The following is a 19628-nucleotide window of genomic DNA, read 5'->3' on the forward strand; positions in this document are numbered from 1 at the left end:
ACACCATCATGACTACCATCAAGCAAGAAGACCTGATCGAGTCGGTTGCCGCCGCGCTCCAGTACATCAGCTATTACCATCCCGTGGATTACATCCAGCACCTGGCGCGCGCTTATGAAAGCGAGCAAAGCGCGGCAGCGAAGGACGCGATCGCCCAGATCCTGACCAACTCGCGCATGTGCGCGGAAGGTCGTCGTCCGCTGTGCCAGGACACCGGTATCGTCAACGTCTTCCTGAAGATCGGCATGGACGTACGCTTCGAAGGCTTCAAGGGCTCGATCACCGATGCCGTCAATGAAGGCGTGCGCCGCGGCTACAACCATCCGGATAACGTACTGCGCGCTTCGGTTGTCGCCGACCCGCAATTCGAACGCAAGAACACCAAGGACAACACCCCGGCCGTCGTGCACATGGAACTGGTGCCCGGCAATACCGTCGACGTGCAAGTCGCGGCCAAGGGCGGCGGCTCGGAGAACAAATCCAAATTCGTCATGCTCAATCCGTCCGATTCCATTGTCGACTGGGTACTCAAGACTGTGCCGACCATGGGTGCCGGCTGGTGTCCGCCGGGCATGCTCGGCATCGGTATCGGTGGCACCGCCGAGCGTGCAATGCTGATGGCCAAGCAGGTGTTGATGGAAGACATCGACATGTACGAACTGAAGAAGCGCGGCCCGCAGAACAAGACTGAGGAACTGCGTATCGAACTGTGCGACAAGATCAACGCGCTCGGCATCGGTGCACAAGGTCTCGGCGGCCTGACCACTGTGCTCGACGTCAAGATCATGATGCATCCGACGCACGCGGCCTCCAAGCCGGTTGCCATGATTCCAAACTGCGCGGCGACCCGCCATGCCCACTTTGTACTCGACGGTTCCGGCCCTGCGTACATCGAACCGCCGTCACTTTCCGAGTGGCCGAACGTCCAGTGGACACCGGACGCAGAGCAGTCCAGGATCGTCAACCTCGACACGCTGACCAAGGAAGAAGTCGCGTCCTGGAAACCGGGCCAGACACTGCTCCTGAACGGCAAGATGCTGACCGGCCGCGATGCGGCGCATAAGCGTATTCAAGACATGCTGGCCAAGGGCGAACCACTGCCCGTCGACTTCACCAACCGCGTGATCTATTACGTCGGCCCGGTCGATCTAATCTCGGTGATATTTCGATTTNAACGGCAAGATGCTGACCGGCCGCGATGCGGCGCATAAGCGTATTCAAGACATGCTGGCCAAGGGCGAACCACTGCCCGTCGACTTCACCAACCGCGTGATCTATTACGTCGGCCCGGTCGATCCGGTACGCGATGAAGTGGTCGGTCCGGCAGGCCCGACCACCGCGACCCGCATGGACAAGTTCACTGACATGATGCTCGAGAAGACAGGTCTGATCTCCATGATCGGCAAGGCTGAACGCGGCCCTGTGGCGATCGAGTCGATCAAGAACCACARGTCGGCCTACYTGATGGCGGTCGGCGGCGCTGCTTACCTCGTTTCGAAAGCAATCAGGGGCGCCAAGGTCGTGGGCTTCGCCGACCTCGGCATGGAAGCGATCTACGAGTTTGAAGTNTGATGGCGGTCGGCGGCGCTGCTTACCTCGTTTCGAAAGCAATCAGGGGCGCCAAGGTCGTGGGCTTCGCCGACCTCGGCATGGAAGCGATCTACGAGTTTGAAGTCAAGGATATGCCAGTCACAGTGGCTGTCGACTCCAATGGCATTTCGGTGCACAACACCGGCCCGAAGGAATGGCAGGAGCGCATCTCGACCGGCAAGCTCGCCAGCATCCCGGTCACGGTAGCGTAAGCGAACCGGTGTCAAACCAGTGAACGTCACTTCTCAAGCGACGAACCTGATGGGGGCCGAGGCCCCCATCGGCGTTTTTGATTCAGGCATCGGTGGCTTGTCGGTCCTGAAATATATTCATGCCAGCCTGCCCAACGAACAACTTTTGTATTTCGCCGATTCCGGATTCGCACCCTATGGGGGCCGGCCGGAATCCGAAATCGTTGCGCGTTCGCTGGCAATCGCGGAATTCCTCATGCAGTACGGCGCCAAGGCGCTCGTGGTGGCGTGCAACACCGCGACCGCGGCGGCAATCAAGGCGATCCGTGAGCTCTACCCTTCCCTGCCTGTCGTGGGGGTCGAACCCGGACTCAAACCTGCGGCCGCATTGACCAGAACAGGTACCGTCGGCGTGATGGCAACTAAAGGCACGCTGTCGAGCACCAAATTCAACCTGCTGCGCGAGCAGATCACCGCCGCGACCAACGTGGTATTCCTGCCCCAAGCCTGCATCGGGCTGGCGGACCAGGTTGAAAAAGGTGAGCTGCACTCAGCGGCGACTGCCGCGCTGGTACGCGGCTATCTTCAACCCCTGATCGAGCAAGGCGCGGATACGCTGGTGCTTGGCTGCACCCACTACCCTTTTGTGCAACCCTTGATTGAAGAACTGATTGCCCATATCACGTCAAAGCCCATCACCATCGTCGATACCGGTGAACCGGTCGCGCGGCAACTGGTGCGCTTGCTGACTGAGAAAGGCTTGTTGCGGCAAGAAGGTGTCGGGACGATCACCGGATTTACGACTGGTAGCCAGACCGCACTGGAAAGCGCATTTGCCAAACTGTTGGGATTGCATCCACCGGTGATGCCAATTGCGGCAAGTGCCTGAAACCTAGCCTAAAAACAAGGATTTTCAGTAACGTAGAAGGCAAAAAGCAAAAAGCCCGGTTCGCGAGAACCGGGCTTTTTGTTGAATTCTTTGGGGTGGCTGACGGGACTCGAACCCGCGACAACAGGAATCACAATCCTGGACTCTACCAACTGAGCTACAGCCACCAATGAAACGGCTTGCTTGAAGTGACATCAAGCAAGCCCGCCATTATACAAACTTCACTCCAAACTGGCAAATCCAATTGCACCTCTTCCATCATTACGCAAACTGACCACCTTTCCGACGCAGAACCGCCCGCTCTTCCCCGCATCTAATGTTGATAAATTGTCTTTCCGGAGCTGCCATGATTACCAGAATACTCGCAGTCGCTCTTGCCATGATCCTGATCGGATGCGCCACCGCGCCGAACGGCGACAACCCGAGTCAGGGTGCCAACAGCGTCTACAACGATCCGACCTATCCCGGCGCTGGCGCCCATATCGGCATCGGCGGCGGCACGTGGGGTGGTCGCAGCGGCGGTGGTATCGGTATTGGCCTGGGCTGGTGAACGCCATGACGCGCCTGTTACTGCCACTGGCCCTTCTTTTCACGCTCAGCGGCTGCATGATCACCCGCGACGGTGCCCATGTCAGCCAGCCGCCACCTGCGGTCCAGGGCTCCAATGATGTACAGGGTAATCCACTGTCCACACCAGGGTCTGGCATGGGTGTCGGTTCCGGGAACCCTGCGGCGCCCGGCCCGAGCGGTCTTGGCGGCTCGTCCAGGAAGTAAATTTCCGGCACCTTGCCCACATAGCTCGCTCCGGCTCGGTTGACGAATAGATCGTACAGGTTGCCGCCGAGGCGTTCGGACGGCAGTTCGGACGAATCATGCCCGGACGCAAGCGACTATCGTTTGCACAGGAAGTGCTGCGGCGTCCTCAACGACAAACAGTGCCGGCAAGGCGGGCACTTATCACTTTCGCCATAGTCACACAAGTTCAGCTAAAGGCAACAAGCCGGGCAAACTTGAACAGGCAGGGTCACGACTATGGGAAATACACTGGTACGCGTTTACGACCATTTGGCCGACGCAGAACAGGTGCGTCAGCAACTATTGGGCAAAGGTTTTCCGGAATCCAGCGTCCATCTCACCGCTACAGGAGATGAGGCGGGCGCCGTACAAGGCAACTTTGTTGTTGACCGGAAGGAAGACATAAATCCGGACAGCACGAGTTTTCTGGATAGGCTGCATGGCACCGATCCCGACGGAGGAGATGACATTAGCCGCCGGCCGGATACCAGCGCGCCGCAGGAAGCAGTCTACCGCGGCAACATCATCCTGACAGTCGATGCTGAAACCGATGAACAGGAAAACCAGGCAGCCATCATTCTGGACCGCTCCGGCGCCGTGGACGTCGATGGACTGGTCTACCGCAGGAACCGCGAAGGCTGACGATGGCTTGCTGCGACTCACCGTAACCGGTTCGGGGCTTATCGAAGGATAAGCGATACGCTTTACCAACCTGTTACCAACCTGTTGCCTTACTCCATTTCTGCAAGGACTGACCATCAATGACGTGATAGGCATCGTAGGGCGCGACCGTCATGCATGCATGGTTCGGCAATACACGTAGGCGCGTACCGACAGGGAATCGTTCAAAGTCCGGCATCCCGTTGACGTTTTTGACGAAGCCATGTTCCTGGTGCGCATCGGCGACATACATACCCGGAAGAGGAAGGCCATCCAGGTCGCAGACGAGTCCATAGCCGACATGCTCATGAAACTCGCTGGCGCTCACGTCCTTGGAGAGCGCCAGGGCACCGGCATCGATCAGCAAATGCCCTGCTTCGCGATGATGACCAATCACGGTTGCCAGCACACTCACGGCGATATCGTCGATGTCGCAGACGCCCAGTGCGGCCTGCGCCAAATCAAAGAACACGTATACACCGGGTCGGATTTCAGTGACGCCGTCTAGCGGGATGTCGGTCAGCGCCGTCGGTGTGGAACCAATACTTACGGTCGGACAGTCATGGCCGGCCGCGCGCAAGCGTTGCGCGGCAAGTACCGCAGCGTCGCGTTCCGCAATGGCGATCGCTGTCCGTGAGGCCATGTCGTTGGCATGATAAGCATGTCCGGCATGTGTGAGCACACCATCCAGCACCAGTCCGGGTGCGGCCACGATGCGCTCGGCAATGGCCAGCAACTGTTCAGATTGTGGCGACACACCGGCGCGATGTCCGCCGCAATCGATCTCGATCAGTACCGGCACTGAGACCGCCACGTTTTGATGCACGGGCCGCTCGGCAAGCGCCTCGACCGCTTCCACCGAATCAAGCACGACACGGATGCGCGCGCCCTGCTCCATCAGCTTTTCTATCGCCCCCATCTTTCCCGGCACGATTCCGACTGCATAGGTCAGATCGCTGTAACCGGCATCAAAAAAATACTGCAGCTCCGCCAACGTGGATACGGTAACTCCGCCAGGCTGTCCCGCGGTTGCCAGTGCGGCGACTTCTGCGCATTTGGCAGTTTTCAGGTGTGGGCGCAACTGCACATTGGCCTCGCGTGCACGCGCCGTCATACGTTCGCAATTGGCCTGCAGGCGTCGCTTGTCCAGCAGCACTGCGGGCGTCGCGAGTTCGGAAAGTAATTGATGAAGGCTCATGGATTCGCTCGTTGATCGGGGAAGGATGGCACCTGTATCGCGGGCGCCCTATACGGCGATCCTAGCATGAGTGGGATGGGCTTGCGGCGCTGGATTGCACAGCCTCGCCGTGCAATCCAGCGCCTTGTCTACCCTGCTGAAAACCTAACGTAACTGCATTACTTCTTTACCTCTTCCTCGGCTTCCTTCTCTTCATCGATCGCGAGATTGAAGCCGGATGCTTCTTCCCGCTGACCGCGCGTGGCGCGCAGCTTGATCTGCAGGCGCAGTTCATTGGCCGAATCAGCATTGCGAATCGCCTCGTCGTAACCGATGTGGCCGGCGTTGTACAGGTCGAACAGCGCCTGATCAAAGGTGCACATGCCGAGTTCGCGCGACTTGCCCATGATTTCCTTGATACCCTGGAACTGCCCTTTCAGGATCTGTTCGGCAATGGTCGGTGTGTTGAGCAGGATCTCGATGGCGGCACGGCGGCCCTTGCCGTCTTCGGTACGCACCAGGCGCTGCGAAATGATCGCGCGCAGGTTTGACGACAAGTCCCCAAGCAGCTGATTGCGCCGTTCTTCCGGGAAGAAGTTGATGATGCGGTCGATGGTCTGGTTGGCATTGTTTGCATGCAGGGTACCGAGACAAAGGTGCCCCGTTTCTGCAAAGGCGATGGCATGCTCCATCGTTTCGGTGTCACGGATTTCGCCGATCAGAATCACATCCGGCGCCTGCCGCAAGGTATTTTTCAAGGCATGGTGCCAGGACAGCGTGTCGACACCGACTTCGCGATGCGTGATCAGGCAGGATTTGTTTTTATGGACGTACTCGACCGGGTCTTCGACCGTAATGATGTGGCCGGAAGAGCTGGCATTGCGATGATCGATCATCGCCGCCAGCGTGGTCGACTTGCCGGAGCCGGTACCGCCCACGACCAGCACCAGCCCGCGCTTGGTCATGATCACATCCTTCAAGACTTCAGGCAGCTGCAGCTTTTCAAAGTTGGGGATCTCGGCGGCTATCGTGCGAATCACCATGCCGGTCTGTTGCTGCTGTACGAAGACGTTGACGCGGAAGCGGCAGACGTTTGGCAGCGAAATCGCGAAGTTACATTCCAGCTCGGTCTCGAATTCATTGCGCTGTTTATCGTTCATCAGACTTAGCGCAAGCTTCTTTGTAATATCACCGGTAAGCTTTTGCTGGCTCAGCGGCTTCATGGCGCCCTGATGCTTCATGCTCGGTGGGAAGTCTGCGGAAATGAACAGATCGGAGCCTCCCTGCTGATGCATGACCTTGAGCAGTTGATGCATGTAGTTACGCGCTTCGTCAGGGCCGAAGGTAGACATAAGTGCAACCTTTCAATGCGATGTGATTAACTGATTCAACAATTATGTTTCCTGGTGGCCATACCCGCAAGAAATTTGTCCGGCATGCTGTCGCGCCCCGAGGTAACAAAGTCACATGCAGACAACAACAGGTTGCAAGAATTACATGGCCTATGTACAAAAATAGTGGTGCCGTTTTTACATTCGGGCCGCTCAGGAAGGCAAAGCATGATCTTTTTTTCCGGTTTGCCCGAGCATCCCTGTTCTTGCTCGAATGTTCACGCCATGGCACACCGTTTGCTGAGTCAACCGGTGGACATCAGGGAACCGGAGACCGATGCTGTCTGCGCCGTTGTAACGAATGATCACCGGGCTGGTATCCGACAAGCCCGGTATGGACGGTGCAGCCGGAATCGCAAGCATGTGTCTCTCGTTTTTGTTGCGTTCCCCGCAGACTTCCCGCTGCGGGCCTGGCACGGTGACTGAGTTTTCTTTCATCGTCTTTCAAATCTGGTCAAACCTCGTCAAGGAGCGATTCATGGAAACTAATCCCATCACTTCCACAACCGGAAACGGTAGCGACAAGGCATCGGCAACGATGCAATCAATGAAGGGCTCGATGAATGAAATCAAGGGCACTACACAAAAATCGGCTGCATCGCTGCGCAGCGATCTTTCCAACCTGAAAAGCGATCTGGACTCCCTGGTCAACCGTTCGTCCAGCCTTTCCGATGATGAACTGGCACAGGCCCATGCACAACTGATGGCGAAATTCAGCTCGGTACGTTACGCCGCCAAGGGCATCGCCAACCAGGCAAGCCAGCAACTGAATCGCGGTATGGAAACCACCACCGAATATGTGAAGGACAAGCCGATGCAATCGGTCGCCGTTGCCGTAGGCACCGGCCTGCTGCTCGGTCTGTTGTTCAAACGTCGCTGATCGATACCGCCGCGTTCCCTGGTTAGCCACAGCGCGGCCATTCACATTGCCGATGATTCTGGAGCCTACAGCCGCGCTTCGGAATCACTGGTATCCGATCGAATTTTTGCGACCACCTGAAAGGACGACCGCGATGTTTGCAGCCCTTCAAAAATCCAAACAGCTTTACCTGATCACGCTTGATCGCATCGGGGATTACATGGACCTGTTGCGGGTGGAAATGAAGATCCGCGAACAGCAGCTTGCCATCCGCATCGCGGGCTTTACCATCGCCCTGTTGTTCGCGCTGCTGGCGACCATCTTCCTCGGACTGGCCATCATCATCAGTTTCTGGGACAGCGACTATCGCGCGCTGGCGGCCTGGTTCGTCGTCCTCCTGTATGGCGGCATCGCGGGCGCTGCAGTGGCGGTTTGCATGAAACAATTCAAGTCACCATCATCGCTGACCAGCACCATCCGTGGTGAATTGCAGCGTGATATCGATGTCATCAAGGGGAGCATATGAGCATACAGTCACTTGAAGCGGAAAGGCAGGCAATCCTCGAGCGGATGCGGATGCGGCGCGAGAACTATCGCCGCATGCTGACCGATGGCGATGAGCTTGGCCAAATACCCGTCGGCCAGGCTATTCAGGTCGATCACACCTTTGCACATAGCTACACGCCGGCGCTGCGTCCAGTGGCGGCGCATCAAACAGTGCCTGATGTTTTTCCACGCAGCACTGTTGTACGTACATTGATGCAGCATCCGATGTACATTGCCCTCGGAGTTGCGGCCATTCTCGCCATTGGCCCGAAACGCATCATGCGCACGGCCGTGACTGGCACCACCGCTCTGGCAACTTTGACCGGGCGCAACGAATCGAACGCAGACCTTGTTGGTCGACTCATAACAATGGCAGGGGCATATTTGCAAGGCCATAGCAATTCCCAGTCGCAGTAGTGTTGCAGGGGAGCATGCTGAACGGGTTGGGCATGATCATTGCAGCGTTTTGGAAAACCCGTCTTTTTAATAACCTGAAAGGAAAAAATCATGAAAAAAATTATCTCCGTACTGAGCATCCTGATGGTCACTATCGGCCTGTCCGCTTGTAACACCATGTCCGGCCTCGGCAAAGACGTTGAGCGCGGCGGCGAGAAAGTTCAAGGCGCTGCTGAAAAGAACAAATAAGCCAGTCCTGGCTGTGAGGTAAAGGGCAGGGTCGGCCTTCAGGCCGGTCCTGCCTTTTGTGTTTCAGGACGTCACCGCTTCGCCTCTGTGGCAGCAACGAGGCGACCAATAAATAAGCAATGAAGCAAATAAGCAATAAAGCTTTACGCAACCTTATCGTGCGTCGTAGTCCCTTGTTTCATCGTGTTCCCGTTCCGGTGTGCCCTTGCCCAGACCCGGATTCGCCGGACGTTACTGGCCCTGCCGGCGCCTCGGCCACTTGTTGGGGCCATACCAACACGGCCTGCGTGAGATGTCGACTGCCCTTTCGCTTCGCATCCACCTTCACCTGGCGCTGCAGCGAATAACCTGCCGCATCGGCAGTCACCCGATAGCTTCCGCTTTTCGGAAGGTCCACCAGCAGGATGGGTGAATCACAGCGTGTCTGCAGCAACGAAGCGCCGTTCGGACCGCTGATCGTCACATTGACATCGGCGAGATAGGCGCCGTCGCGCGCGGCGAAAGTCAGCATCAGGTCATAGCCTTTCGCCTCCTGCTTCATGAAATTGGCTTCTTCCTCGCCTATACCACCGCACAAATAAGTAATGTCATTGGTCACCACCGGTTTCAGACGGTCTGTCGGCGATGGCAGCGTGGCCGTGTCGACGCCGGCTTCGGAGTTGGTCGCGTTGGCGCCACCGGACGACAATTCGCGACTCGGCTCGGGAATGCCTTGCGATGTAATACCTGCTGCCGATGATTCTTCCGCAGGTGCGGTGGCCGACGCAGGCGCACCAGGCGACACCTGCGCGAGCGAAAACGCAGGTGCCGCAAGGCCGATCATCATCAAACCGCGCATTCTTTCTCTCATGATGCACCTCCAATCATTGTTGTGGCTGTCCAGCTCCATCAAAGCACCATCCATGCCGTATTCCACCACACGCCAGGATCGGCGCTTACCGTCGCTGGAAACTTTTACACGCGACCGGTATCAGTAGCCAGGTACATTAACCACGTAGGCCGCTCTGTCAGCAAGAGTAATCGCGCCTCCATGGGCCTGCTTTGACTGGCACCAAAAATGCTATGCACTAAGAAGGAGTGCCTGTTCCCATGAGACAGTTCAACCACAAAGACAGCCCAGCACAATTTCCAGTGAGCCATGCAATTTTGCAGTTGCCGGTCAACATCCTGCCGCAGCCGGACGAAACCACCTGTGGCCCCACGTGCCTGCACGCCTTGTATCGCTACTGGGGGGACGACGAACCCTTATCGGAAGTCATATCACGTACCGGCAGGCTGGAGCACGGCGGTACCTTTGCGGTTTTCCTTGCCTGCGACGCGCTGCGCAAGGGGTACATGGCCAGCATCTATACGTACAACCTGACGGTGTTCGATCCGACCTGGTTTACCGAACCCGGCGTCGATATTGCCGATCGCCTGCGCTCGCAGCGCGAACACAAGATGGATTACCGCCTGCAGCATGCGACCAACGGTTACCTGGAATTCCTGAACCTGGGCGGGCGACTACGGCTGTTTGACCTGTCGCGCTATCTGATACGCAATATCCTGTTGCGCAGGATGCCCATCATTACCGGCCTTAGTTCCACTTTCCTGTATCGCGCGGCACGAGAGTTCGGGCCGGAAGATGAAGCTGATGATGTTCGGGGCCTGCCATCAGGCCACTTTGTCATCATCGGTGGCTACGACAGCGAACGCCGCAAGGTTCTGGTCGTCGATCCCTACCAGGCGAACCCTTATGACAGCAAGCATGCCTATTGGTTAAGCGTGGACCGTGTCGTCAATGCGGTGCTGCTCGGCATTGTCACCCACGATGCCAACCTGCTGATCATTCACCCCAAGCGCAAGCCGCGACAGGAAGCGCCATGAACATTCTTTTCGTTGTGAGTCGAGAGCAGGACTGGCCCAACGACATTCCGGGCGTCACGGTCATACCCGCCCAAACCTACCTGATGGATCCCGCCTACGGCGACACCCGTTCCACCAAAGTCTTCAATCTCTGTCGTACCTACCGTTATCAAAGCAAGGGTTACTACGTATCCCTGCTGGCGGAAGCACGCGGACACCAGCCCCTGCCGGATGCAGAGGCGATGAAAGACCTGCATTCGGAGACGCTGGTGCAGGACGTGTCGGACAAGCTTGGCAACCTGATCGATTGCTCGCTCTCGCGCACGCACGAGGAGATGGTCGATCTCAACATCTATTTTGGCCGCGATGCCGACGGCGCGCACCAGCACCTGTGCGAACAGTTATTCAAACTGCTGCGCACGCCGGTGCTGCATGCACGCTTCGAGCGCGCCAACGATCATTGGCATCTATGCAGCATTCATGCTGGCAGCATCTGCGATATTCCTCCGCATCACAATGACCTGGCAACACAGGCCGTGATCGCGCACCTGAAAGAACAAAAGATCCGGACCAGCACTGCGGCACGCAAGCCCTGCCTGGCAATACTGCACGATCCGCAACGCGCCGAGTCGCCATCGAACGACGAGGCGATGCGTAAATTTCTGGAAGCGGCGGCGCTGCTTGGCATGGATGCCGAACTGATCACGCCGAAAGACATGCGCCGCCTGACGGACTTTGATGCGCTGTTCATTCGCGACACCACCAACGTCGATCACTACACCTATCAGGTTTCGCGGCAGGCGGCCGCCGCCGGCATGGTCGTCATCGACGATCCTGATTCCATCCTGCGCTGTACCAACAAGATTTATCTGAACGAACTGTTGACGCGCCATCATATTCCGACCCCGAAAACACTGGTGGTTCATCAGGGTAACGTCGATCAGATCGTGTCGACGCTGGGTTTGCCCTGCATCCTGAAGCAACCGGATGGCGCGTTCTCGCTGGGCGTGGTCAAGATCGAATCGGAACAGGACTTGCTGGTGAAAGTGAACGAATTGTTGCAGCAGTCCGAGCTGGTGCTGGCCCAGGAATATCTGCCAACGCAATTCGACTGGCGCATCGGCGTGCTGGACCAGCGCGTCCTCTTCGTCTGCAAGTACTACATGGCGCCCGGCCACTGGCAAATCATCAAGCATGACCATCACCATACCAGCGAAGGACGCACGGAAGCGCTGTCGGTGGGCGAAGTGCCGGACGATGTCGTCAAGATCGCCTTGCAAGCCGCCAACCTGATTGGCGATGGCTTCTATGGCGTGGACCTGAAGCAGGTTGGATCGCAGTACTACGTCATCGAAATCAACGACAACCCCAACGTCGATGCCGGCAATGAAGATGCCGTGCTCGGCGATGCGCTGTACCGCGAGGTCATGGGTGTATTTCGCAAGCGCATCGAATCCAGCAAAGGAAACTGCACGCTATGAATGACGACGAAGAGGGGGAGCCCCCGATACTGCATGCCTTCATGGGCTATGGCATTGAACTGGAATACATGATCGTCGACCGTGACAGCCTGTCGGTGCTGCCCTGGTCGGACCGACTGCTGCGCGACGCACCGGGCAGCGAAAACAATGAAATGCGGCGTGGCCGCATGGGCTGGTCCAACGAGCTGGTGATGCATGTCCTGGAGGTCAAGAACCTGCGCCCTACCGTATCGCTGTCCATGTTGCCGGAAGCATTCGATGCGGAAGTACGCGAGATCAACCGTCTTCTTCAACCCATGAACGCCAGGCTGATGCCAACGGCGATGCATCCCTGGATGGACCCGGTGCGCGAAACGCATTTGTGGCCGCATGACAACGAAGAAATTTATCGCGCGTACGACCGCATCTTCAATAGCAAGTCGCATGGATGGGCCAATCTGCAAAGCATGCATATCAACCTGCCGTTTGCCAATGACGATGAGTTCGAGCGGCTACATGCGGCGATACGTCTGGTGTTGCCAATCCTTCCGGCGCTTGCGGCCAGTTCACCGTTTGCGGATGGCCGCGCCACCGGCATGGCGGATTACCGCATGCATGTCTACAGCCACAATGCGGATGCGGTCCCTTCCATCGCCGGCAAAGTGATTCCCGAAACGATCACCAGCCGCGCGGCCTATGAACAGCGCATCCTTGCGCCGATGTACCGGGATATTGCGCCTTACGATCCCGAGGGGGTACTGCAAAAAGAATGGCTGAACTCGCGCGGCGCCATTGCGCGCTTCGACCGCAACGCCATCGAGATCAGGGTCATCGACACGCAGGAATGCCCGCGTGCCGATCTTGCGGTGGCAGCCGCGACTGTCGATGTAGTGCGGCGCCTGTATCGCGTGGGACGGGAAGAATTGATCGCACAGCAAGAGATGTCTACCGCCGCACTGGCGGCCGTGCTGCACGCCTGCCTGCGCGATGCCGAGCAAACGGTGATCGACAACGCCGCCTACCTGCGGCTGCTGTCCTATCCGGGCCAGCGCTGTACGGCACAGGAACTGTGGTATCACCTGATCGGACAAATGCTGAACGAAGACGATGGCCATGCCCAGCACTGGAGCGTCCCGCTGCAGACCATGCTCGAGCATGGACCGCTGGCGCGCAGGATACTGCGGGCAGCCGGAGATGGATCGGCCGGAAAACTCCATGCGGTCTACCAGGAACTGTGCGACTGCCTGCAGGAAGGGAGGATGTTTCTGGCATAGCGATCAGTGTAATAGTGTAATCTCAACTTCAGCGATCGCTGGGTCATCCCCAGCCTGCAATGACGTCAACGATGACATCAACTTGAGCCGACCCGACTTCTACCTCATCAGCTGCGAACATGGCGGCAATCGCATACCGTCCCGTTACCGCGACTTCTTCCTTGGTCGTGAAGACGTTTTGCGCACGCACCGGGGTTACGATCCGGGCGCACTGCGCATGGCGCATGACATGGCAAAGACGCTCGATGCACCGCTGGTCGCTGCGACCGTCAGCCGCTTGCTCATCGATCTTAATCGCTCGATTGGCCATCCTCATGTGTACTCGGAAATGACGCGCGCCGCCGAGCCGGAATTGCGTGAAGAGATTTCCCGGCGCTATTACCAGCCTTACCGTACCAAGGCCGAAAGCCGCATCCGGCAAGCCATCGAGAGCGGCGCGCGGGTGGTGCATGTGTCCTGTCACAGCTTCACGCCGGAACTCAATGGTGAAATGCGCAATGCGGATATAGGGTTGCTGTACGACCCCGCGCGGCCTGGCGAGGCGGAGCTAAGTCGGCGCTGGCGTCAGGAGATGCGGGAGGCGTTACCGGAGATGAGGGTGCGGATGAACTACCCTTATAGCGGGACGGCGGACGGGTTTACCGTGCATCTGCGCCGACGGTTTGCGGCTGAGAATTATGTGGGGATCGAGTTGGAGATCAATCAGAAGCACGTGTTTGAACGTGGGGGACATTGGAAGGAGTTGCGTGCCGGGGTGATTGGGGCGTTTGTGCGGGCTTTGGGTTTGTAGTTTTGCTGGGCTGGCAATCGCAGGCGGCTGATCGACCTTCGCCCCCCCACCCTAGCCCTCCCCCTAAAAGGGGGAGGGAATTTTACGGTGCGTGTTTCTATCCTGACATTTCAATAATTGAGGCCTTTCTACTCCGGATACGCCGTTGCCGTCCCAAAGTAAAACCACTCTCCCCCTGTTGCCGCCGCTTCCTTCGGCAGTACGATGAACCCGTCTTCCGGCGCTACCAGCTTCTCGCCATTGGCATAGCTGGCAATCGTCTCGCCTTTGGCAACTGCATCAAAATGCCGCCACGGCTTGCAGAAGCTGGCGCCTTCATCCCGGTAAAACACGCTTTTCATGCGTACGCAACGCAGGTCGGCTGCCGCTGCGGATTGACCCAGGCCGGAGGCTGCCGGGCACGATGCATCCAGCATGCCAAGATGCGACAGCGCCATCAGGATCGCACGGTAGCCGACGTCTGCCGCATCCGTATTCAGGTGCTGGCCGCATTCCAGCGTCACGGCCAGTGCGCCGCGCGTACGGGCATACTCGGTCGTGCCCTGCGATTCCTTGCTGCCGCCACCGCCGTACGCTTCCGCCCAGCCATAGACGAAATCCGACACGCCAAGCGACTTGGCATAAGCCAGTTCATCGGGGTTTTTTCCACTCAGGAAAATGAAGGGTCCGCCCGGCGACGCGAAGGAATGCAGGTCGAGCAGCACGTCGGTCCGGTCGAGCAGGTCGCAGACTATCGGGTCAAGATGATCTTCGTAGTGGACTTTCTCGTCCTTCGGATACAGCTGGCGATTCAGGTTGCGTTCGACGAAGCGCACGTTCTGCGCATAGGCTTTCGGATTCACGACTGGCATCAGTTGCAGGCTGCCACGGCTTAGCGCCACGGTGCCGTCTTCCACGTCGCCAATCAAGCGGCGGATGGCTTCGGGGCCGCAGCGTTCATTGCCGTGAACGGCGCCCAGTACAGTCAGTGCGGGCCCGGTTTCCAGTGCATGAAAGACAACGGTTTTGACGGTCATGGTTTTCCTTCCCTTGCTTGTTCGGTAATGTGGCCTTTGCCGGTTTGCCAAGATGCGGCAGACCCGGTGGCGAGTAAAAAGGCGCATTGTCGCATTCCTTGGCAACACCCGTCCAACCATGCCCCTGGCGAAGCGGCGTGCCGGATGCGGGCAATGTCGCTGGAATCGGCGTTACAATTTCGCAAAACCTTTTCAGGAGAGCCATTGTGTTATTCCGTGTAAACCGCCGTACCTCATGATGATCCTCTATCACTGCATCAGCGCACGTTCCTTCCGTCCCTTATGGGCATTGGAAGAGCTCGGGCTTCCTTATGAGCTGAAGATGCTGCCGTTTCCACCGCGCGCCCTGGCACGGGAATACCTGGCGGTCAATCCGCTCGGCACCGTACCGGCACTGTTTGATGGTGCGCTATGCATGACGGAGTCAGCAGCGATCTGCCAGTATCTGGCGTCCCGCTTTGGCAAGGGCAACCTCGATGTCGCTCAGGACGACCCGGATTACGGCCGTTACCTGAACTGGCTGCATCTGGGTGAAGCCACGCTCACCTTTCCACAGACGCTGGTACTGCGTTATGGCCGGTTTGAACCACAGGATCGCAAACAGCCGCAGGTCGTGGAAGACTACAGCCGCTGGTTCCTGGCACGACTGCGTGCGGTGGACGCGGTAGTAGCACGCCAGGATTTCCTGTGTGCGCAGCGCTTCACGGCAGCCGATATTTCAGTCGGCTACGCGCTGATGCTGGCCGACTATCTTGGCATGGCTGAACGCTTTTCTGAAGCTGTGCTGCGTTACTGGCAACGACTGCAACAACGAGACGGATTCCAGCGTGCGCTCGCCGCGCAGGAAAAGGCCGCACTGGCGCAGGGCGTCTCCCCGGTCCCGGCACCGCTCGCCGACCCCGCGGCATGAACAGTGACAAGCCAGTCCAGCAATTCTCGGTAGGTATCGAACCTTCCGGCTGGCGCTTTACGGCTCCGTCGGACGGCTCCCTTCTGGTTGCCGCACGTACGGCAAGCATCGACCTGCCCGCCTCATGCCGGAACGGAACATGCCGCACTTGCCTCTGCAAGCTGGTCGACGGACGCATCCGCTACAGCATCGAATGGCCGGGCGTCAGCCCCGAAGAAAAGCGCGATGGCTATATTCTCCCCTGCGTTGCTGTGGCCGAATCGGATCTGGTCATCCATGTTCCGCATGCGAGGCGCCTGCCCGGTTAGAGGGACATTTCCCCTCTTCTTTGCGCACTGTAATGTAATACCAATCACTAACCATAACGCAACATGAGATCCCACTGATTTCATGTTGCGTTACAGGCTGGAATTGGCATACGTTCCGCGCAGAGCAGAAGCGATTACCGACCTCGCTGCCCGGATTTACACAACCCGCAATGTCAACGTTACACCAGTGCGAAATGCGTATGCTGCAAGAACCAGCCACGTGCCAGCCTGGCGACGACTTCCAGGCTGCCCGGTTCATCGAACGCATGGGTGGCGCCGGGAATAATTTCAAGTCGCTTCTTGCATTCCAGTGCTGCGTACGCGCTCCGATTGGCATTGAGCACGCCATCATCCAGGCTGCCAACGATCAGCAGCGTCGGCGCAAGGACTTTGGCCAGCATCTGGCTACCGAGATCCGGTCGCCCTCCGCGCAACACGATCGCGCAAATAGTACGCTGTCGCAACACCGCCAACTGCAGTGCCGCGGCGGCACCATAACCTGAGCCGAACAAGGCAATGGGCAGCTCCCGTGTCGACTCATTAAGCTGCAGCCAGTCGCAGGCCGCCTGAAGACGCTCCGCAAGCAGGGCCACGCTCGGGCGGGGCTGGTAAGTGCGGCGCTCGTCAAGCGTGACCATGTCCAGCCACAGCGTGGCAAGGCGGGCATTGTGCAAGACGCTGCCGACATAGTCGTAAGGCGGCTTGAGTCGATTGCTGCCGCTGCCGTTGGCGAATAACACAACGCCGAGATGGTTCTCGGGAAGCCAGAGTGCGCCCTCCATGTGGATGTCTCCGCACGGGACGCGGATCGCCGTGCTTTGCATTGATAAAACCATTGTTTTTCTCCAACAGGCCCATGGCCTGTGAAACGCGAGGATGACGGGCAGGACTGAACTTGCCCGTGTAAGTGGTTGACGAAATGCCTGGCAGCGACGACTTGACACCGCCGCGCGGTGGAACGCAGCTGCCGAAGCGGTTATACAGGCGTAGGTGGTGTTGCGCTGCTGCTGCAGCACCGGGGGCGAGGGACAAAACAGGAAATTCCATAACAGCTGAAATTCCTGCCGCCGCATTGCGACGATTACATCGATCTGCCATTGCGAAAACAAAGGAATTTCTTCACGGCCTGCGGTAACGCAAAGTTTGTGCCATGAGGATAAGCGTGCTAAGGGCCTGGGCGCGTTAGAAGCCTGAACCGCTTGCGAGTGGCGTAGCTGGAGAGGGAACGAGATGGATGGGGTGTATTGCAAGGCCGGCTAATTCATTTTCCCGGCCTGTCAGCTCTCCTCCCGCCGGCCACGATGGAGAGAAGTTTTATGCTTCAGCAATGTCATCAGGCACCTCGTGTCCGGGCAAATTAGACCACTACAAAGCGCACCTATTCACCACTAAATTTTATTACTCGCTCACCGTCCCCTCGCCTGGCTTCATCGGCTCCTCGGGCAATGCCAGCTTTTTCAGTCCGGATAAAGCCGGCCCCTCAAGCACCGTACCCTCGACCGAGAAGCGACTGCCATGACATGGGCAGTCCCATGTGCGCTCCGCCTGGTTGAAATGCACCAGGCATTTCATATGGGTGCAGACCGGGGAAACCACATGCAGCTGATATGCCTCGTCGCGATAGACCGCCAGCTTGTTGCCGGATACCTCGACAATCCGCCCTTCCCCGCGCGCGACCTCGGAAATCTCTTTCGCTTCCGGTGCTTTCAGATAGTCCTTCACGTAATAGCTGGCGATGTTCAGGTTTTCCTTGATGAAAGTCGGTGCCGCCTTCATCGGATTGAAACGACGCGGCGTGTATAGCTCGGCGTATGGATTGCTCACCCCATTGATTTCGTCGGCAATCATCATGGCGGCAACCGTACCGTAAGTAAGCCCGTCCGCGGCAAAACCCGTCGCATGCAGGAGTCGCGACCCGGCGGTCATTCTGCCGATATAAGGCAAGCTGTCGGCCGGCCGGTATTGCTGGGCGGACCAGCGATAGGCAACGTCGCCGCTATTAAAATTCCGGCGCAGCACAGCTTCAAGCTTTAGATATTCTGCCTGCGCATCTTCCTTCTGCCCGGTCTTGTGCTTGCCGCCGATGATCAATACATGCGGTGTGCCATCAATTTCGACCAGGCGCGTTGAATGTTTCTCGGGACCGGCGCTCCAGAAAATCCCGCCAGACAGCTGCGCTTCGTGCAAGGGTGCAGCGACCGCGTATTCCCGGTACACGCCCAGCTCGGTATGCAACAGGCTGATGCCCAGCGGGGTATGCGTTGCCATCACAATATGCTGTGCACGCACCCTGCCCTGCAGTGTCTTGATCAGGCCAATGTCTTCATCGACATCGGTGACCGGGCTCATTTCATAGATTTCGCAACGGCCCGACCGGATCGCCGAAGCCAGTTGCCGCACATAGCTGAGCGGATGGAATTGCGCCTGGTTGGAGACGATCAGCGCCTTATGCACCGGATAAGGAACCGGCAGGTCATTGCTGATCCTTGCCTGCAGGCCAAAGCGCATTGCCGCCTGGTATTCGTGTTCAATGGTGTTGTTGGCGGTCGGATCGGCATTCATGCTGTAGAGCGTCCATGGTTGCCGCGAAAAGCCGCATTGAACGTTGTGCTGGTGCACCAGGCTTTCGATGAGGTCAACCGCGCGGCGACGCGAATCAACCACTTGCCGCGTCTTGAGCTCTCCCCATTTGGCACTCAGCTTATGGAGATTCTGGTCGACCGTCGCATACAGGTTGCCGGTCGAGTGGCCGGTCGTGCCGGACCCGATCTGCGCAGCTTCCAGCACCGCGACCCGCAGATTGGACTGCGCGAGCAAGGCGGCAGTCGTAATCCCGGTTATACCGCCGCCAATGATCGCCACATCAACGTCGATCTCCGCAGCCAGTGCCGGAAAATCGGGCTTGGGCGAAGCTGCTTCCCAGATCGGTCTGCGGGCCAGGGCAAAGCCGGTATTGTCGTCAAGGTCCATGATGTTTTCCTTGTTCAGATTAAACCAGGCACCCGGGGCATCGGCCGTGCGGGCACAATGAACGGTACGGTCACCACCTCTCCCTCCGGCACGTCGTTGCTATCGTCATCATCAATGGCCGGGATATGTACTGTGGGCCGTGGCATGGCTTGTGGTAGCGGTGGATCGGTGCGCCGCTCACTGCATGCGACGGTTGCCAGCGCCAGTGCGGCAAGCAGAAGGGAGGACGTCCAGCTGATGCGATTTTTCTTCCAGGACTCGGGGGAATGTTTCATGGGCTTGCCTTGCGCTCTGGTTAAGAGGGGTTAAGCG

General features: G+C 58.1%; 24 protein-coding genes, 1 tRNA gene and 1 pseudogene. 17 read left to right on the top strand and 9 right to left on the bottom strand.

The annotated features are described in order from the left end of the window. Positions 1-8 precede the first annotated feature (8 nt). The 4 genes and pseudogenes from ASE07_RS15530 to murI form a co-directional block, all read left to right on the top strand. On the top strand, positions 9-1172 hold a 1164-nt coding region (locus ASE07_RS15530), incomplete at its 3' end, for a fumarate hydratase (protein WP_156396683.1). Between the two features lies 1 nt (position 1173). Beyond that, positions 1174-1568: pseudogene (locus ASE07_RS30695) on the top strand (fumarate hydratase C-terminal domain-containing protein); the annotation flags it as partial. Between the two features lie 3 nt (positions 1569-1571). Next, positions 1572-1802 carry a fumarate hydratase C-terminal domain-containing protein gene (locus tag ASE07_RS15540; protein WP_057291728.1) on the top strand — a complete coding sequence of 77 codons (231 nt, stop codon included), beginning with the start codon at positions 1572-1574 and terminating at the stop codon, positions 1800-1802. 49 nt (positions 1803-1851) lie between these two features. Next, entirely contained in the window at positions 1852-2670 is an 819-nt protein-coding gene (gene murI, locus ASE07_RS15545; RefSeq protein ID WP_057291729.1) for a glutamate racemase, read from the top strand. A gap of 91 nt (positions 2671-2761) precedes the next feature. On the opposite strand, the gene ASE07_RS15550 is transcribed toward murI, so the two are convergent. Continuing rightward, positions 2762-2837: transfer RNA gene (locus ASE07_RS15550), tRNA-His, on the bottom strand. Between the two features lie 179 nt (positions 2838-3016). Here ASE07_RS15550 and ASE07_RS15555 point away from each other — a divergent pair. The 3 genes from ASE07_RS15555 (at position 3017) to ASE07_RS15560 (ending at position 4107) form a co-directional block, all read left to right on the top strand. Continuing rightward, a complete protein-coding gene (locus ASE07_RS15555; protein ID WP_057291730.1) occupies positions 3017-3220 on the top strand; it encodes a hypothetical protein in 204 nt (67 codons plus the stop codon). A 5-nt stretch (positions 3221-3225) separates the two neighbouring features. After that, positions 3226-3444, top strand: coding sequence for a hypothetical protein (locus ASE07_RS28875; RefSeq protein ID WP_156396663.1), 219 nt, complete (start codon positions 3226-3228; stop codon positions 3442-3444). Between the two features lie 258 nt (positions 3445-3702). Further along, positions 3703-4107 (top strand): hypothetical protein, encoded by a 405-nt coding sequence (locus ASE07_RS15560; protein ID WP_057291731.1) that lies wholly within the window; start codon positions 3703-3705, stop codon positions 4105-4107. A 73-nt stretch (positions 4108-4180) separates the two neighbouring features. Here the strand turns inward: ASE07_RS15560 and ASE07_RS15565 are convergent, their stop codons facing one another. The 3 genes from ASE07_RS15565 to ASE07_RS28880 form a co-directional block, all read right to left on the bottom strand. Next, on the bottom strand, positions 4181-5323 hold the full coding sequence (locus ASE07_RS15565) for an alanine racemase (protein ID WP_057291732.1): 1143 nt from the start codon (positions 5321-5323) through the stop codon (positions 4181-4183). A 158-nt stretch (positions 5324-5481) separates the two neighbouring features. Beyond that, positions 5482-6654 carry a PilT/PilU family type 4a pilus ATPase gene (locus ASE07_RS15570; RefSeq protein ID WP_057291733.1) on the bottom strand — a complete coding sequence of 391 codons (1173 nt, stop codon included), beginning with the start codon at positions 6652-6654 and terminating at the stop codon, positions 5482-5484. 192 nt (positions 6655-6846) lie between these two features. Then, entirely contained in the window at positions 6847-7056 is a 210-nt protein-coding gene (locus ASE07_RS28880; protein ID WP_156396665.1) for a hypothetical protein, read from the bottom strand. A 115-nt stretch (positions 7057-7171) separates the two neighbouring features. Here ASE07_RS28880 and ASE07_RS15575 point away from each other — a divergent pair, with 115 nt between their 5' ends. The 4 genes from ASE07_RS15575 to ASE07_RS28110 all read left to right on the top strand — a co-directional run bounded on the left by ASE07_RS15575 (position 7172) and on the right by ASE07_RS28110 (position 8743). Continuing rightward, the gene (locus tag ASE07_RS15575) at positions 7172-7573 is read left to right on the top strand and encodes a DUF883 family protein (RefSeq protein WP_057291789.1); all 402 of its coding nucleotides are present in this window, start codon (positions 7172-7174) and stop codon (positions 7571-7573) included. A 133-nt stretch (positions 7574-7706) separates the two neighbouring features. Then, positions 7707-8078: a phage holin family protein gene (locus ASE07_RS15580; protein WP_162256891.1), complete on the top strand. Its 372-nt coding sequence runs from the start codon at positions 7707-7709 to the stop codon at positions 8076-8078. Next, the gene (locus ASE07_RS15585) at positions 8075-8515 is read left to right on the top strand and encodes a hypothetical protein (RefSeq protein ID WP_057291735.1); all 441 of its coding nucleotides are present in this window, start codon (positions 8075-8077) and stop codon (positions 8513-8515) included. Before ASE07_RS15580 ends, ASE07_RS15585 begins: the two co-directional genes overlap by 4 nt. A gap of 123 nt (positions 8516-8638) precedes the next feature. Then, positions 8639-8743, top strand: a complete 105-nt coding sequence (locus ASE07_RS28110) for an entericidin A/B family lipoprotein (RefSeq protein ID WP_442946079.1) — start codon at positions 8639-8641, stop codon at positions 8741-8743. Between the two features lie 178 nt (positions 8744-8921). On the opposite strand, the gene ASE07_RS15590 is transcribed toward ASE07_RS28110, so the two are convergent. After that, the gene (locus ASE07_RS15590) at positions 8922-9593 is read right to left on the bottom strand and encodes a hypothetical protein (protein ID WP_156396666.1); all 672 of its coding nucleotides are present in this window, start codon (positions 9591-9593) and stop codon (positions 8922-8924) included. A gap of 239 nt (positions 9594-9832) precedes the next feature. On the opposite strand from ASE07_RS15590, the gene ASE07_RS15595 reads away from it, so the two are divergent. The 4 genes from ASE07_RS15595 (at position 9833) to ASE07_RS15610 (ending at position 14112) form a co-directional block, all read left to right on the top strand. After that, a complete protein-coding gene (locus tag ASE07_RS15595) occupies positions 9833-10609 on the top strand; it encodes a hypothetical protein (protein WP_057291737.1) in 777 nt (258 codons plus the stop codon). Next, the gene (locus ASE07_RS15600) at positions 10606-12069 is read left to right on the top strand and encodes a RimK family protein (protein ID WP_057291738.1); all 1464 of its coding nucleotides are present in this window, start codon (positions 10606-10608) and stop codon (positions 12067-12069) included. Before ASE07_RS15595 ends, ASE07_RS15600 begins: the two co-directional genes overlap by 4 nt. Next, the gene (locus tag ASE07_RS15605; protein WP_057291739.1) at positions 12066-13322 is read left to right on the top strand and encodes a carboxylate-amine ligase; all 1257 of its coding nucleotides are present in this window, start codon (positions 12066-12068) and stop codon (positions 13320-13322) included. Before ASE07_RS15600 ends, ASE07_RS15605 begins: the two co-directional genes overlap by 4 nt. An 82-nt stretch (positions 13323-13404) precedes the next feature. After that, complete coding sequence (locus ASE07_RS15610) at positions 13405-14112, top strand: N-formylglutamate amidohydrolase (protein ID WP_057291740.1); 708 nt, start codon at positions 13405-13407, stop codon at positions 14110-14112. Between the two features lie 128 nt (positions 14113-14240). On the opposite strand, the gene ASE07_RS15615 is transcribed toward ASE07_RS15610, so the two are convergent. Then, positions 14241-15128, bottom strand: a complete 888-nt coding sequence (locus tag ASE07_RS15615; protein WP_057291741.1) for a succinylglutamate desuccinylase/aspartoacylase family protein — start codon at positions 15126-15128, stop codon at positions 14241-14243. A gap of 235 nt (positions 15129-15363) precedes the next feature. On the opposite strand from ASE07_RS15615, the gene ASE07_RS15620 reads away from it, so the two are divergent. Continuing rightward, positions 15364-16038 (top strand): glutathione S-transferase family protein, encoded by a 675-nt coding sequence (locus ASE07_RS15620; RefSeq protein WP_057291742.1) that lies wholly within the window; start codon positions 15364-15366, stop codon positions 16036-16038. After that, positions 16035-16346 (top strand): 2Fe-2S iron-sulfur cluster-binding protein, encoded by a 312-nt coding sequence (locus tag ASE07_RS15625; protein WP_057291743.1) that lies wholly within the window; start codon positions 16035-16037, stop codon positions 16344-16346. Before ASE07_RS15620 ends, ASE07_RS15625 begins: the two co-directional genes overlap by 4 nt. A gap of 179 nt (positions 16347-16525) precedes the next feature. Here ASE07_RS15625 and ASE07_RS15630 read toward each other — a convergent pair whose 3' ends face one another. The 3 genes from ASE07_RS15630 to ASE07_RS15640 form a co-directional block, all read right to left on the bottom strand. Continuing rightward, positions 16526-17128, bottom strand: coding sequence for a dienelactone hydrolase family protein (locus ASE07_RS15630; protein ID WP_235548482.1), 603 nt, complete (start codon positions 17126-17128; stop codon positions 16526-16528). 616 nt (positions 17129-17744) lie between these two features. Further along, the gene (locus tag ASE07_RS15635) at positions 17745-19316 is read right to left on the bottom strand and encodes an FAD-dependent oxidoreductase (RefSeq protein WP_057291744.1); all 1572 of its coding nucleotides are present in this window, start codon (positions 19314-19316) and stop codon (positions 17745-17747) included. A gap of 14 nt (positions 19317-19330) precedes the next feature. Further along, positions 19331-19591, bottom strand: a complete 261-nt coding sequence (locus ASE07_RS15640) for a hypothetical protein (RefSeq protein ID WP_057291745.1) — start codon at positions 19589-19591, stop codon at positions 19331-19333. Positions 19592-19628: the final 37 nt, after the last annotated feature.

It is taken from the genome of Noviherbaspirillum sp. Root189, from assembly GCF_001428545.1.
Classification (GTDB): Bacteria; Pseudomonadota; Gammaproteobacteria; order Burkholderiales; family Burkholderiaceae_D; genus Noviherbaspirillum.